At 40.1% G+C, this 15075-nt stretch carries 12 protein-coding genes; 2 read left to right on the forward strand and 10 right to left on the reverse strand.

The window, feature by feature from the left end:
- Positions 1-15: 15 nt before the first annotated feature.
- The 7 genes from L0657_RS06435 to L0657_RS06465 form a co-directional block, all read right to left on the reverse strand.
- On the reverse strand, positions 16-1140 hold the full coding sequence (locus tag L0657_RS06435; protein WP_235149595.1) for an efflux RND transporter periplasmic adaptor subunit: 1125 nt from the start codon (positions 1138-1140) through the stop codon (positions 16-18).
- Between the two features lie 222 nt (positions 1141-1362).
- On the reverse strand, positions 1363-3687 hold the full coding sequence (locus L0657_RS06440) for a GAF domain-containing protein (RefSeq protein WP_235149596.1): 2325 nt from the start codon (positions 3685-3687) through the stop codon (positions 1363-1365).
- 382 nt (positions 3688-4069) lie between these two features.
- Positions 4070-5068 (reverse strand): lipid A deacylase LpxR family protein, encoded by a 999-nt coding sequence (locus L0657_RS06445; RefSeq protein ID WP_235149597.1) that lies wholly within the window; start codon positions 5066-5068, stop codon positions 4070-4072.
- Between the two features lie 184 nt (positions 5069-5252).
- Positions 5253-5903, reverse strand: coding sequence for an NADPH-dependent F420 reductase (locus L0657_RS06450; protein ID WP_235149598.1), 651 nt, complete (start codon positions 5901-5903; stop codon positions 5253-5255).
- Between the two features lie 96 nt (positions 5904-5999).
- Complete coding sequence (locus tag L0657_RS06455) at positions 6000-6560, reverse strand: DUF4833 domain-containing protein (RefSeq protein ID WP_235149599.1); 561 nt, start codon at positions 6558-6560, stop codon at positions 6000-6002.
- A 525-nt stretch (positions 6561-7085) separates the two neighbouring features.
- Positions 7086-7640 carry a YceI family protein gene (locus tag L0657_RS06460; RefSeq protein WP_235149600.1) on the reverse strand — a complete coding sequence of 185 codons (555 nt, stop codon included), beginning with the start codon at positions 7638-7640 and terminating at the stop codon, positions 7086-7088.
- Positions 7641-8145: 505 nt separating this feature from the next.
- On the reverse strand, positions 8146-9054 hold the full coding sequence (locus L0657_RS06465; RefSeq protein WP_235149601.1) for an SDR family oxidoreductase: 909 nt from the start codon (positions 9052-9054) through the stop codon (positions 8146-8148).
- A gap of 160 nt (positions 9055-9214) precedes the next feature.
- Here L0657_RS06465 and L0657_RS06470 point away from each other — a divergent pair, with 160 nt between their 5' ends.
- Together L0657_RS06470 and L0657_RS06475 are read left to right on the forward strand one after the other, a co-directional pair.
- Entirely contained in the window at positions 9215-10063 is an 849-nt protein-coding gene (locus tag L0657_RS06470; RefSeq protein ID WP_235149602.1) for a helix-turn-helix domain-containing protein, read from the forward strand.
- A 71-nt stretch (positions 10064-10134) separates the two neighbouring features.
- Positions 10135-10467, forward strand: coding sequence for a YegP family protein (locus L0657_RS06475; RefSeq protein WP_235149603.1), 333 nt, complete (start codon positions 10135-10137; stop codon positions 10465-10467).
- Positions 10468-10475: 8 nt separating this feature from the next.
- Here L0657_RS06475 and L0657_RS06480 read toward each other — a convergent pair whose 3' ends face one another.
- The 3 genes from L0657_RS06480 to L0657_RS06490 all read right to left on the reverse strand — a co-directional run bounded on the left by L0657_RS06480 (position 10476) and on the right by L0657_RS06490 (position 15074).
- Positions 10476-10880, reverse strand: coding sequence for an energy transducer TonB (locus L0657_RS06480; protein WP_235149604.1), 405 nt, complete (start codon positions 10878-10880; stop codon positions 10476-10478).
- Positions 10881-11049: 169 nt separating this feature from the next.
- The gene (locus L0657_RS06485) at positions 11050-13473 is read right to left on the reverse strand and encodes a TonB-dependent receptor (protein WP_235149605.1); all 2424 of its coding nucleotides are present in this window, start codon (positions 13471-13473) and stop codon (positions 11050-11052) included.
- Between the two features lie 266 nt (positions 13474-13739).
- Complete coding sequence (locus L0657_RS06490) at positions 13740-15074, reverse strand: hypothetical protein (RefSeq protein WP_235149606.1); 1335 nt, start codon at positions 15072-15074, stop codon at positions 13740-13742.
- Position 15075 lies beyond the last annotated feature (1 nt).

Below are 15075 nucleotides of genomic sequence, written 5' to 3' on the forward strand. Positions count from 1 at the left end.
ATTTGGGTGTTTTTATTAATTCTGAGCAATCACCGGTTTAGGTTTTTCCGGTGTGATTACAGTGCCTTCTTGCAGGATGTCAAGTCCTGCCGATACGATTCGGTCACCAGCTTTGACGCCATCTTTGATCAGGTAATTGTTACCACTTTTGCCAATGATCGTGATCGGTAATTTTTTCACTTTATTACCTTCCCCTACTGCATATACGAAGACTTTATCTTGCAGTTCCAGCGTAGCAGATTGAGGTACAAGCACAGCGGATTCATGCTGAAGGCTAAGTCTTACTTTTCCTGTATTTCCTGAACGGAGAAGTCCCTGAGCGTTGGCAAAAGTTGCGCGTAAAGTGATCGCCCCGGTGTTCTTGTCAAACTGTCCGTCGATCATGTCGACTTTTCCTTGTTTTGGATAGACCGTCTGGTCAGCAAGCAGCAATGATATGGGTTCAAGCTTTTTCAATTTGTCATTCAGCGTTGCGCCATCATATTGTGCTTTGAACTTAATAAAATCAGCTTCTCCAAGTGAAAAATAAACGTGCACTTCCTGTACATCTGAAAGCTGCGTCAATGGTTCAACGTCCGCGCGCGAAACCAGGCTTCCGTTTTTCTTAGGCAATCGTCCAATAAAACCACTCACAGGCGCTTTAATCGTGGTATACCCAACATTAATCTGCGCAGATCCAACAACAGCTTTTGCTTGTTCTGCATTTGCAATTGCCACTGCATTGGCCGCTTTGGCTGCTTTTAGTTGAAAATCGGAGATCACTTTGTTTTCAACCAGCGGTGTTAATTTGTCAATTTCAAGCTGTGAATTAATGATTGAAGCCTGTGCGGCACTCAAATTTGCTTTCGCGTTGTTCAATTGTTCGCGGTATGGATTGTCGTTGATCTTGAACAAAGGCTGACCAGCTTTAACATACGCACCTTCGTCTACAAAAACCTTGTCAAGGTATCCATCCACTTGCGGGCGAATTTCAACATTTACTTTTCCTTCAATAGAAGCTGGATATTCCTGGTAGGTTGTTGCCTGTCCCGATGTGATTTCCACAACCGGTAGAGTTGGTGGTGGCGGAGTTGTTGGTGCCTCCTGTTTTTGCGCGCATCCGTATAACAGGACAGCAACGCCTAAAATTAGATTTTTCATGAAAGTGTTATTAATTGTAATTAAGAGATGAAAACTTCAGATTCTGTTTTCTTAACATTTGCGGTGGTGAACCTATAATGCTTATTTTGGAACGATCGTTCAAAAATTATATGATTTTCTTATAAAATGTTTAAAAGTTGCCTCCCTTTGCTTATTTAAGCGTTTTTAAGTTAAAAAAATGAAATTTATTTACTTAAAAATTGGTGATTTGAAATTCGGATTTCAAAGATGTTTCACACCAATTCTGATCGCCTTCAGGCCTTTTACGCCTTGCAAGTCTTCCAGTTCCAGATATTCGAGGTCGTCATTCAGTAAGCCCATTTGCTGAAGATCATTGATATAGTCTAGATATTCTTCAGCCTCGCTGTCGCTAAAATATACCAATGCGATTTTTCCTGGTTGGGTCAGGCGCTCGCCGGTCTCTCGCACAAGCGCTTTGTCGATCCGTTTTTTGATAATTTCATACCGGATATTGTAAGCACCTTCTACATCGAATCTTCTTTCATCATTTCTGAAATTGATGTTGATCGGGTTTGAATGAATAAATATCAGTTGCGTGGTTTTCAGCGGACGAGGCAAGTGGGGCAGGAGCTTTTCAGTAAGCCTGGTAATTTCGGCCATTGACGTTAGCTGCCACAAGCGCAGATTTTTTAGATATACGGTATCAAATGGTTTTTCAGGCGCCATCGACTGCCCGATGTACATGTCATACTCAATGCCATCCGTTCTGAATTTTTCAAAGTAAAACGGATAAGCGGATTTCAGCGCTTTCTGAGCGTTGTCAATATAATTTGAAATTGACGTGTTTATCTGTTGCAGGGACGATTCCAGCTTTCGTCTGTTTTCAAAAACCAGACCTTCGGTTTCTGAAAGTGCTTGAAAATAGAAATCCACAATATCTTTTGTCACTGGATATTCTTCCCGGATTTTTAAAAGATAAGGATTAACCTCGGCAGCCAAAAACCGGTTAAGTGCAAGCTCATCTTCTGAGGAAAGATACCCGTTTATTTCACTCGCCCATCGATCACATGCACAAACAAATGTCTCGGTTGTCTCCAATTCAATCATTTTTTTGACCGAATGAAAAGTGTTTCCAAGGAGTGACAGCTGATTTTTAATATCTTCACGAACGGCACGATTTCTTTCAAAAGTCGAATTTCTGATATCGATTGCTCCATACAAAGGATACACTTTTTCAAACGTAACGGTCTCGATTTCAGCATTGGGTGAGCTCATACTGGTTTCAAGAAAATTCCATGCAGCCTCATTGAATTTCCATTGAACAGAAGGCTGCAAAGGCGTAAATTTTTCTCGAATAATATTCTCGATTTTTGCATTGAATTCATCCGTGCTATATTTTAGCAACTGTGCAATCAGCGGCAATGCCGTTTGGATTCTGGAAAATAATGCATCGTCAAGCGTGATCTCATGTTTTGAAAAAACCTCCAGAATTCCCGCCACTTTGCTATTGTGAAAAACGGGAACAAACGCGAATGAAGTTATCTCTGCCGATTTCAAAATATTAAGTAAAGGCTCCTCCAATACCTGCTGATCATTGATATGGTTGAAAACAGCTGTCTGCGGATTCGTATAATATTTATTAATCAGTTGATTAAATCCTTCCTCGGTTACGCCAAATTTTTTCGCCGCATCCACAATCATACTTTGCGAACATTCCGCATTTGCAAACACGTATTTGCCATTGATCTGATAGGAGGGAATCAAGCCAAAATCAATACGATCGTCTCCGGCCAGTGTTTTCAATGCCTGAATGATTGAATCGTTCGACTCCGTTTCGTAATTATGGTTAACCAGAGCTTCTTTAATAATCTCGGTCGCTCGTTGAATCGTGACATCCAGCAATGTTATCACTGAAAAACCTTCAAAGCGAAAACGGTTTAGCGGGAGAATATTTTCAAGAATTGTGGTATCAGCACCCTTCTGAAGATAAGGCTCAATCGTTTTGTAATCCAATGCCGGCAACTTCCCGTTCAGCTGAATATCAATAAACCGCGTATCCGTATTGATGTTATAAAACTTTGGCAGATTTGTGACTACGTCGGTATACTCAAACAAAATTTCGTTCTTGATGAGCGAAGGAATATTGTAGAGCCTTTCCAAAATCAGCCGGTACATAAACTGGATTTGCTGCGTTTTATAATGTTGTACCGGACTAAGGTTTATAGCCTGACCGGCAGCCGTTTTATTAGCCAAAAACTTATAAAATCCATCGGTACTAAAAAATATCTTATCAGGGACGGGAGTGCTCAACGCCCAGAAATGCTCTTTTTCATTCGTTGCTAACGGTGTCAGGATCATATAAACGAGTTCCATCAGCTCTTTGTACCGCGCAGAATCCCCGGTTAAAACGTTTGTCCGATTACCTTTTATTTCGTTTTCAAACTTATCAATTACGAACCTGTAAAATTCAGATTTGACCGATGGTTCGTCTTTTAGCATGTTTTTCAAGTGTGCAACAAATGGCTTGAACGACAAAACAGATTCCGTTAGAGCAGGCCGGAAATCATTGTTTTTGATTTCGAGCATTCCTTTTAGAGAATTTGAGTCGATATTTGATTTTGCCAGGTACATGTCCTCTCAAATGGTACTGTTACACTAAATAATTACTTATTAAACTAATCTTGTTGCCACCGATATTTGCCCTATAACGACATGTTCAGAAAAGCATTTTTTGCCGGATTTACTAGATAATCGATATTATTGAATGATCGTTCCAGATGTGTACCTTAATATTGAAAAAAGATTATTTTTCTTTGTTTTGTTCTATTTAAAATAAATTAACGCTCAAAAATTGCGCTACATGCGTAAAAATAAGTGATTTTTGTAACCTATGGTTATAATTAGAATACTACCATAAAAGATCAGCACCGATGGTTTCATTCCGTAAACAGAATATTTTCAGGCGCACTCACCAGCTGAAATAAATAGATATATTTCCAACATTGTGACCATACAATCCTTTTGCATAAGCCATAGTTGGTTTCTGCGTGTACGAGATTCCAAAAGCGCCGGACGATAATGAAAATCCATAATCGATGCTGCCGACAAACTGATTATTTTCTGCACTGTAAGGTGATTTTGTTTCGCGTGATATCTGTGCATTTTTATCCAATTCTCCATGTATCAGCGCATTAGAGGCTACGAAGGTGATTTTTGGTTTCATGAAAAAATAAACATGCATCTTTCCTGGATTTGCCAGGTTACTGTATTGGCTGATGAATCCATTGAAATAGGAAGAGAATTTTCCGATGCGGATTAAAGGATATATTGCGACTGAATTCGTCAGCGTACCAGCAGAAATTTGCGTACCGCCAATAATTTCTATCACTTTTCCACTGGATGCTAGTTGCTTTTCAGCCGTGAAATTGACATTAAATAGTGCTTTTGTATTAATCTGATTTTTCCAGCCCATTGGCGTTTCATCGTTGATAACCTGATGGATCCAAACCTGCGTTTGTCTCGCAAAAGAAGCCGGCCCACGCACACCGAACAGAATTTCAGTCTGCAAATCAAACTTTTTTTCGCTGTTATAGGATGCCAGTGAATGCGTTACGAAAAGTGCACCTGAGTAAGGATAGTCGTTTGCCTGAAAGTCAGGAATGGTCAGGTTGCTCGGCGTAACCATCATTTGCATGACGGACCAGCCATAGATATCGCGGCTGTTTTTTCCGGCTTTGGGCATGAGTTGGTCAATCAGAGGCGAAGGTTTTTTTTGAATATAAAACAAATCCAAACGGACGCCATTTGTATAAGCTCTGTCTGTTCCGGCTCCACGAATATTCAAGAAATCGTTGTCCTCATAAAACCGGAAAAGGTGATTTGCTTCCGAAGATTGTGCGTAAGTCAAAGTTGAATTTATGACGCCTGGCAGTAATGTGAAAATTGTGAAAAGTAGTTTTTTTTTCATTGCAAGAGGGGGAAATGTATTTGCGTTTTTGCTTTGGCGGGAAGGATTGACCTGTGTCGGTAAAGACGATCGATAATTTTGAGGAAATTTTGAGCCGGTTTGTAGGCACGATCATATAAGCGTAAGCTCAGGCAGTTGCGCCTCCTTCCGATAGTAATATCACGAATTGTAATAAAGTCGATTATTATAGATGTAATAAATTCAGGCTTCCCAACGGACCGCCGAATTGCTGCATTCTGCCTCCATTTGCAAGATTTCCGAGATCAACAGGTGCGAAACCTATTCTCTTGACAACTTCCGAAAATTCCCTTTTAGCATACCGGTCATTACCAGAAATAAATACCACTCGTTTTCCGTGTTCATGTTCGGGATATTTTTCCAGCACTTTATAGCATAATGTGTTAAATGCCTTAACCAGCCTGGCTCCTGGGACAAGTTCAGCAACCAATTCGCTGGAAGTTTTTTCGCCGGTATAAACAAAATTATTAACGTCTTCGAGGCTGAAATTTGGATTTGTGGCATCCACAACGATCCGGCCCTCCCAGGGCGGAAGATTGGAAAGTGCCTGCGGAAGCTGATTCCAGTGAACGGCCAGTATTACAATTTTAGCCCTTGCAACTTCCTCAGTCGTCGCCGCCTGCACATTAGCACCCAGGGCAGTCACGATGGAATTCAGGGAATGGGGGCCTCTGCTGTTACACATCATTACTTTGTAACCAGTACTAACAAGCTGCCGGGCGAAAGCTCTTGCCATCTTCCCGGCTCCGATAATTCCAATGGTCATATATTCGATTTTTATAACGTTTGCTGAGTTATGCTGGATGTTGATTGCCATTATCAGAAAGTACAAATTTGCCTATTATGCTATCCCGAAAAAATGGATTGATAAAGGTTTGTATTGTATAAATGATTGCATGTTTTGAATGAACAATTATCCTGTCGGCGATGGCTTGTTTATACGTTCCGTCAGAACCTTTCCCGTATCCGGATCCATAACTTTAAGTTCGATATAGACCACATTTGGCGCCAGTTTGGAACCTCCATTGATATGGACAAAAATTCTTTTCAATACATATTCTTTCTGGTTTACGTGAATGAAAACACGGTAACGATTCCGAATATCCCGACGTAAATACATCGTTGAGCCAGTGAAAGCGACTGATTTCAATTCAAATTCACCTTCTCCAATAGGCGTTACTTTTAAGCCATAGGCAAACTTATTCTGGATGTAACTTAGTTCCTTTACCGTTCCGCCTTCATGAAATCTTATCCAGAAAGCACGTACAGGATTGCTGTTATCAAGCTTGCCATCTTTGTCCAGATTAAGTTGATAACAAATCGTATTGGAATTGGGATCCCGCTGAATGTAAAAAAGCAGATTTGGAATATTAGGTACTGGCAGCGTGTCTTGCGAAGAAATCGTTGGCTCAATGGCGCTTATAACTTCTGAGCTCGCCAGTAAAAATAGCATGAAGATGAAGTGTTTTTTCATTTCGTTTGTATATAAAAACTTAGATAAACGGGTTAATCGATAAACTCAAATCTTAGCCTCAAAGGGAAGAAATTTGCGCGATTAACAGATTTACCTGCATCAAGAATATCCCCAAAAGCGTTTTCGGAAATTTGTAAGTTGTCTGCATTGGTTGTAGTTTAAAAGGCGTTGTTGACTGCCGATCTATAACGATTCCTATATTGCTGCAATGCAAGCGGCTGATACGATAGGATCTATTGCCTTGAACATATTATGAACAATCATGCATTAGATTTCGTACATATCTGCACCAGCCGCTACGTCATCCAGTTAAGCTCCCACCAGCTAGGAGCAATCTGTTTTCTTGTTTAGAGGAGGTTTACTTATTCTTTAATGGGATGATCAGCAACCTGAATTTTGATTGAAACAGAATCAAATAATTGATAAAAAATTATTTATCAGGCAATTATCTCACTGAAAAAACAAAAGTACCTTAACATTGAAAATTTGACAGTTGATATACCGGAGAACTTGTTATACAATTCATTAGCTTTTTAACACCGCCTCTTCAACCAATTTTACCAATTGGATTTCGGCATGGAACCTGACTTCTTCACCAATCAACAAACTTCCCAGATTTGCCATCGTGGTTGCATTTAAATCAAAATGCTTTCGGTTGATTTTTCCCTGAGCAGAGAATGCTACTCTTGTCAATCCGTCTGGTTCAATGGTCTTTCCTCCAAACTCGATTGTAAGTTCAATGGGCTTTGTAATATCTTTGATCGTAAGAGTTCCGAGAAGAATGTCATCTTCAACAGCATCAAGATATTTCTTACCTACAAATTTTAATAGCGGATATCTGGATGAATCAAAGAAACCTGCTGATTTTAGATAATTGTCGCGTTGGTTGTCACAGGTATCCACCGAGTCCGTTTGTGCTATAAAAACAATGTTGTGAAATTTTGTAAAATCATCGTCTTCTGTGGCAATTTCCAGCTTGATTTTTTTAAAATAGCCGGTGATGTTTTGAAGCAACAGATGTGTCGTATTGAATAGCACCTCACTGCTTTCAGCGTCCGCAATCCATTTTGTTCTTGCCATCGGGTAAATAGTGTTAGGGGTGTGCCAAAGTTTTTTACTATGACAAATATCCCAATTTGCAAACCGGCATGAAATGGCTATAAGATGGCTAATGATGTACAATTTCTCGTTTTCTCAAACCTATATCTGGTGTTAACTCAGGCGAAAACTTTACTGCCGTTTACTGTTGAAGGAATAACTTTGAAATACGGTAGGTTGACAAAAACGTCTAAATTTGAACTAAAACAAGAGTTTTTGTAGTACTTCTGGTGAAAAATAGAAAACATTCTACAAGAATATCAAAAACATTCTATATGATTTGAAAAGTAACCTTTGTAGCTTTGTCGTGTTCTTATATACAATTATGTATTAATGTACACAATTTCCGTTCCCGGCTTCGGGTTGGTAATATAAAAACGTTGAGTGTAATGCATAAGACCTGCTATGATTCACAGCAGGTCTTCTTTTTTTTATCGTTTTCGGACAAGAAAATTTAAAGAGATTATAAATTCTGCTGTCATCAAACTCAGAAAATAGGAGTTGTTTTCCTTACGTCAGGCACGAAATACCTTGCATAATCCTCTGCGAATTGATCGAAATTTCTCGGTTCTTTTCCTATTGCTTCCATAACTCCGGATCTAATTTGTGAGGCCTCTCCGGCTTTGTAGTGCGCATAATCTTCCACCAAACCTTCCGCCTGCCATTTTGGAAAGCCGACCTGTAACAATGTATCGATTAACATCTCGGGCGTGATATCAATAAATTTAACTGTCCGGCCTGTTTTGTTTGAAAGTTTTTCAGCAAGTTCCGTATGCGTAAGCGACTCCGGACCGGTAAGATTGTATATTTTTTCCTCGTGTCCGGATATCGTCAGCGTTTCCATTGCGACGGCCGCAATGTCCCGGATATCTATCAGACTTATTCGCGAATCACCAATAGCTCCATAAAATTCACCTTTGTTAATAATCGTATCCTGAAATCCAAGCAATCCTTGCATGAATAAGTTCGGTCTTAAAAAAGTGTAAGCAATACCCGATTCTTTGATCAGCTTTTCAACCACTGCGTGATAGCGAAGAAAACGAACAGGGGATTCCAGATCTGCGGCCCATTGTGATAGCTTAACAATGTGTTTCAGCCCTGTCGATTTCGCGACTTCCACGAAAGAACTTTGCTGTTTTTCAGCAAGCTCAGAGGAGTTGGTAAGTAAAAAAGCCTTCTCAATTCCAAGTAGCGCATTTCCCAATGAAATCGGGTCATTAAAATCTCCCTCGACAAGTTCTGCGCCGGGCAGGCGGGCCAATTCTTTTGCTTGGTCAACGGATCGTACTAACGCACGGAGTTTAATTCCGTTTTCTGACAAAAGTTTGGTAAGTTCTTTTCCGATATTTCCTGTTGCTCCGGTGATCAGGATTTTAGGGGATGGTTTAGCTGACATGAGATAAAAGTTTTTTCTGAATAATTTATTTCTGTTACAAATGTACCCGCGACTTATTTTTAAAAATTGTAAGAAAACGAAACAACATCCAAAACCTGATCGCCGGATGCTTTGACCTTACTTTCTTCGTAGTTTTGTTGTAGAAAATAATATCGGATAAATGGATTCTATCGGTACACATATCGATGTTGGCGCACCGCTTAATGACGTGGTATCTCATTTGTATTGCATCCGGACGCCTGAAAATTTTGATACGTTCGTACAGCATCTGTCTCCGAATCTGCAAATGATGTTGATTTTTAATTTTGGAAAACCTGTTCGTGTCTCATTCGGTGATGGGATTTTTCAGGAACAGCTTATGGAAAAAATGGCTGTGATCGGGCCGCTCCGTAAAATGTTTAATTATGAAGTTCTTCCTGGCACCAGCCTGATTGCTGTGGTATTTAATGGCGACGGGTTTTATCGTTTGTTTCAATTGCCGGTCGATAGTCTTGATGGGGAAACCATTATGGATCCGGATCTGCTTTTGGGCATTTCGGGGTTTGAACTATTATGGGAAGAGCTTGATAAATTAAAGGAACTGGAACAAAAAGTTGACTTATTAAAGGAATACGGGCTATCCTTTATTCAAAACACGGATGACGCAAGTGTTCCGTTATTAAATGGAATTGGATATTTTCAGCAGGAATCTGTGCAACCCGTACGCGCGATCGCCATGGATTCTGATTTGTCGGAGCGCACCATTCAATTAAGGTTCAAAAAATATCTCGGCTATTCGCCGAAAGAACTTTTACGTTTTATCCGTTTTAAAAAGGTCATCAATCAAATCCTGCAAAATGAAAATAGACAGGTAGATTGGTATGGCCTTATCGAAGAATTTGGTTACCACGATCAAAGCCATTTGATCAAGGATTTTCATCATTACCTTGGAACAACACCTCAGAAATTCGTAAAAGATATTGTCGGGAAAGAATTCTGTGTCAGCAAGGTGGGGAGATATTATTCGTAGGTAGTATCAAAATGTTTTGATTCCACCTTTATAATCTTGTTATTGACCATTTGTCCCACGTATTTTCGATTATGGCAATTTTCCAGGTATTCAAAAGCACCACTAAAAATCAATATTATTATCTATTAAAAGCTACCGGTAATTCACAGCTTATACTTTCTTGTGATGGCTTTTCTTCAAAACAAATGTGTCTGGACGGGATTGAATACGTAAGGAAAAATGCGGTAGAGGATGAAAGTTTCAAGCGTCAGGACAGTTATCTGAGTTTCACCTTTACTATTGAGAATGACAGTCAGCAGACGGTGGCAAAAAGTGAAAACTATACCTCAGAACCGCCACGCGAGCAAATTATTGAATTGATTAAAAAAGATGCCGGCTCGGCCATTATTCAGGATTTAACCTGAGCGTTTTTTTAATGTCTACTGAAATTGACAACAAGATTGTATCGGCAGGCCACAGCTTTCCCTTTTATTTTTCCCGGAATCCATCCCGGCATATTGTTTACCAGACGGACGGCTTCGGTATCAAACGCTGGAACTTCCGGCTTTAAAACCTGGACATCTTCAATCTTGCCGTTTTCAGTTATAATAAAAGTGACAAAAACGCGTCGCTCAATTCCTTCCTTCAAAGCTTCTTTCGGATACCGTAAATTTTTGCGAAGATATTCCCGGAGGGCACCTGCCTCACCGCGGAACCGGGGATGTTCTTCTGCGATGGTATAGACAGTTCGTTCTGGCGTGGAAACCGAATCCGACTGCGCCTGAGCTGAGAAACAGCAGAAACAGAATAGCCAAAAAACTAATTTAATCGCGGACATATCACAGATGAGTTTAATTTCAGGTACCAGCAAGCTGTTTCAATATTAATACAACCTAAAACTTAAATTGCTACCGAAAAGTAAAATCCTGTCCGGTCATAAAATCAAAAAGTCGGAAGCGATAACTCCCGACTTTTTGATTTAAGTTATTTTAACCTGAAAAAGGATATTAGAAAGTATAAGTGAAGTTAGCCAACAAAGCCCGTGGTGTCTGAGGAGCAATAGTTGACCAACCTTTGTAATATTCTTTATCAAACGCATTGTTCAGTTTAAGACCAATACGATAATTATCTGCTTGATAAAACAATGAAGCATTCGCGATGGTATAGGCTGGCAGAATAAATTCTCCGGTAGATGCGTAGTTTATTGCAAAACGCTCACTGGCTCCATTGCAACCTGCTCCGATACCAAAACCTTTTAAATTTCCGGCAGGTACTTCATAGTTTGCCCAAACATTATAAAGTGTTTTCGAGCCGGCTTCAAGAGGTCTTGTGTTCAGAATGTCAAGATTGTCGGATTTGGTAACCTTGCTTTCGTTATTGCTAAATCCGGCTCTGATATTCAGGCAGTTCACAGGGTTGGCATTTACTTCAATTTCAAAGCCTTTGCTGTATACTTCGCCACCCTGGATTTTGTTGAAAGGCGAGGCCGGATCGGTGATCACCTGGTCTGTGACCTTGATATCGTAATAACTTATTGTTGCATTTAATTTATTCTTGATCAGGTTGGTTTTAATTCCAAATTCTATCTGATTTGCCTGCTCAGGTCTGAATGATTTGAAGGTCTGCGGGCCGTCTGCCGGGTTTCCCACAAGCGAAGGAGCTACGTTGGTAAATCCATTTTGGTAGTTTGCAAAAACCGATATTTTATCGACAACCGGCTGGAACATAATTCCAAATTTTGGTGACAATGTCGTCTGATTGTAATCATCATCGGATGTTGCGATACTACCCTGGTTGTCAAAATGGTCAAGACGAAGACCAACCATGACTGATAAATTATTTGTAATGTTCAGAACGTCGGAGGCATACGCGCTGTAAATGTTATATTTTGATTTCGAATTGGATACGGGTTGCGAAGCTAAAACAGCGTCAACTGCTGCGGTGGAAAGTGGATAGGTCCTCGTTTCTAGTGAATCCGCGGTAAACGGATCGTCACCATTCGCACCGCCTTGCGGCGTTACGTTTCCATAAAAAGCATAACCTGTTCCATTACTTGTTGAAACGGCAGAAAAATAATCGAGGCCTAATACAACTCTGTTTCTCAATTTACCCACTTTAAAATCCCCGATGAAGTTTTGCTGAATATCCGACGTGCCGGTATATTCATTCTGCTTGTTCAGGAACCGCGAAAATGTGTCATTTTCAAGAATTCCAAAATCGAACAGATAAGTGTAATATCCTTTCGTAGAAGTCGAACTTTTGGAAACCAGCGTCTGCGACTGCCAGGTGTCTGAAAGGCTATAATCCATTTCGACCCGGTAATTCTGCGTTGGGTTTTGTAACGTCAGGTCGTTGCTTGTAAATGACAGATTGTAGTTATATCCTAGCTCATCAATATTTTTAGAATGTTGAGGAGCGCTTCGGTTCAGGAAAAGAAACATAGGATTTGTTTGTTCAGCCTGCGTAATTTCCCCGTAAAAAGAAAACGACAATTTATTATTCACCTTGTAAGAAAGTGAAGGCGCTACAAAAAATGATTTCCGGAAACCTGCATCCTGGAAACTCCGCTCTGTGGCGTAAGAAGTATTCAGCCTGAAATAAATATTTTTCTCCTTGCTTAAAGCTGCATTAAAATCTCCGGTGATCTGATTTAACCCAAACGAACCTGTTGTAAACGAAAGTTCACCTCCTGTACCAACGTATGGTTTTTTTGTAACCACATTGATAAGCCCGCCATAAGAACTTACTGCATTTCCAAATAATGTTGCAGACGGTCCTTTCAAAACCTCGATCCGTTCAATATTTGCCGGATTGATTGTTCCATTGGTAAGTCCAGGCAAACCATTCACAAGTTTAGGTTGGACGGAAAATCCACGAAGCGAGAAATAACCGGCTCCGTCACCACCACGGCCCGTCGATGTCCATAGGTTTTCTACACCCGTTGCATTTTTTAATGCATCATCAAAGTTTGTAACGATTTGGGTTTTTAACAGATAATCCGTCACGGTACTGTAAACCTGTGTATTTTCAAAATCCTTCAATGGCAATTTGGAAACATAGGCCGTTTTGCTGCGCGAAAACTTATTATCTCTTTCTCCTTCAACAACTACTTCACGTAGAATTTCATCGCCTTCATACAGTGTTATTGTTTTCAGGTCAATTTCATTTTGCGAAATGGTAAATGGCAGTTCCTTGGTTTTAAATCCTAACGAAGAAATTGATAAAACATAATTACCATCATTGATATTGGATATTTCGAAGACGCCAGCTTCATTGGTCTGAGTGCCTTTTCTGGTATTCTTGATATGAATAGTTACGCCGGGTATAGTATTTTTCGAGTTGTCTATCACAATTCCTCTCAGACTGCCCGTCTGAGCAAAGGAAAAAGTTGAAAGAAGCACGAAGATTGAGATAGGTAGAAGATATTTCATTTACGTAATTTAGAATTAGAATAATTAACTTGGGTGTGCAAATGTATCGTACGTTATCTACTCCTCCAAACTATTTATATTATTTCATTAATTCTCCTCTGAAAGATTTATCAGCTTTTGGTATTGTTTAGAAAGAAAAAGAGCTGCATACCATAGGCGGCATGCAGCTCGTGAAAAAATAAATAAGGATTAAAATATGTTAGTAAAGGCTGACTCGGTGTAATAAACAAGCAATTAACCTTTAATCATTTTTGATTTATTCGTTCTTAGAAAATTCCGATATAGTGATTTCCAGCTTTGTTAACCAGTTTTGCTCCTTTTGTAACGGCACCGGTTTTGCTATTAATCACGTAGATATTTCCGTCTTTTCCTACCGGGGTTACGGCAACATAAACTTCTTCTCCACTAACCAAAATACCCTGATATTGACCAAAATCCAGATCAGCATCGTATGGAAGATCTACTTTTGAAGCAGTTTTACCATTCAAATCCAGGCGGGCAACGAATCCCTGGCTTGATCCATCATGCGTATAAAGTGCATAGGCGATACCGTCACCGGCATATCTCCAGCAATCTACATAAACGTCTTTTACGCCAAGCGCCGCATCCAGGCTGAATACGTATGCATTGTCGTATTCATTGTTTTGGTTAATTTTCAAAATATGTGAGCCCTTTGAATCTCTCTGCGTAGCCTGATAAATGTTTCCATCCGTTCCCAAGAACGAATTGAAGCTGCGGTATCCGCTGTTGTCTCCAAATCCAACGGTTGAAGTAATTACTTTCGGATTTTCCAAAGAAGGATAATCAACAACTACCGCTTTCGAGCCCAATCTTTCAAATGTGCTTTCTGTCAGACCTGTTGCCGGATTTCTTTTCTGCATCCACGTTCCGATGATCAATTTATTTTGTGCTTTGTTCAAAACAGGTGCATCAAGACGGAAAATATTATGTCCTGCAAGTTCTTCCGCAGCCGTTAACGGAATTTGATATTGTTTGAAACCCGAAATTAATACTTCCTTTAAGTTCAATGCTAATACCGTTGCAGTTCCACGATAATATTGGAAAGGCGCTGTCGGAGTTGGGCCTGTCGTCGCATTATTAGCCTGGATATTTGCTACGTTCACAGCAATACCTGTTTTGTCGCCATCGAACAACTTAACCCAGCGGGGAGAAGTACTTGCGTATTGTGAGATGTTAACCGTCACATCTTCCTGTGTAAATTTTCCAGCACCTTCTACTTTATATCTGGAAAATTCTCCGCCGTTATCACCCGTGTAGGCGATATTGAAAAGTGTGTTTCCGTCTTCCGATGATTGTAAACGAGCAGTCCGGTTTGATTTTACGGCATATCCATTGTCATATACGCTAATTGAGATATCAGGATTTTTCGCATCGGCTTTGCTTACAGAGTAAACCATTGTGCCACCGTTTCCATCTCCGGGAGTGGTTCCCATCAATGCTCCGGCAACCGTGATCCAGCGATCTTCCGTAGGTTCAGGTTCGGGGGTATTTATCTCAGAATCATCGTTGTTACAGCCCGAAAGTGTCGCAGCCATCAATAGTCCGCCGAAAAACAGAACATTTAGAAATTGTCTTTTCATT

The organism is Dyadobacter sp. CY345 (assembly GCF_021502725.1).
Classification (GTDB): domain Bacteria; phylum Bacteroidota; class Bacteroidia; order Cytophagales; family Spirosomataceae; genus Dyadobacter.

What these genes read in the sequence shown, in the direction of transcription:
- L0657_RS06445 (WP_235149597.1), bottom strand. Translation starts at nt 5,068, where the DNA reads ATGAAAAAAAAACTACTTTTCACAATTTTCACATTACTGCCAGGCGTC.
- L0657_RS06480 (WP_235149604.1), bottom strand. Translation starts at nt 10,880, where the DNA reads ATGTCCGCGATTAAATTAGTTTTTTGGCTATTCTGTTTCTGCTGTTTC.
- L0657_RS06460 (WP_235149600.1), bottom strand. Translation starts at nt 7,640, where the DNA reads ATGGCAAGAACAAAATGGATTGCGGACGCTGAAAGCAGTGAGGTGCTA.
- L0657_RS06440 (WP_235149596.1), bottom strand. Translation starts at nt 3,687, where the DNA reads ATGCTCGAAATCAAAAACAATGATTTCCGGCCTGCTCTAACGGAATCT.
- L0657_RS06490 (WP_235149606.1), bottom strand. Translation starts at nt 15,074, where the DNA reads ATGAAAAGACAATTTCTAAATGTTCTGTTTTTCGGCGGACTATTGATG.
- L0657_RS06475 (WP_235149603.1), top strand. Translation starts at nt 10,135, where the DNA reads ATGGCAATTTTCCAGGTATTCAAAAGCACCACTAAAAATCAATATTAT.
- L0657_RS06485 (WP_235149605.1), bottom strand. Translation starts at nt 13,473, where the DNA reads ATGAAATATCTTCTACCTATCTCAATCTTCGTGCTTCTTTCAACTTTT.
- L0657_RS06455 (WP_235149599.1), bottom strand. Translation starts at nt 6,560, where the DNA reads ATGAAAAAACACTTCATCTTCATGCTATTTTTACTGGCGAGCTCAGAA.
- L0657_RS06465 (WP_235149601.1), bottom strand. Translation starts at nt 9,054, where the DNA reads ATGTCAGCTAAACCATCCCCTAAAATCCTGATCACCGGAGCAACAGGA.
- L0657_RS06470 (WP_235149602.1), top strand. Translation starts at nt 9,215, where the DNA reads ATGGATTCTATCGGTACACATATCGATGTTGGCGCACCGCTTAATGAC.
- L0657_RS06450 (WP_235149598.1), bottom strand. Translation starts at nt 5,903, where the DNA reads ATGGCAATCAACATCCAGCATAACTCAGCAAACGTTATAAAAATCGAA.
- L0657_RS06435 (WP_235149595.1), bottom strand. Translation starts at nt 1,140, where the DNA reads ATGAAAAATCTAATTTTAGGCGTTGCTGTCCTGTTATACGGATGCGCG.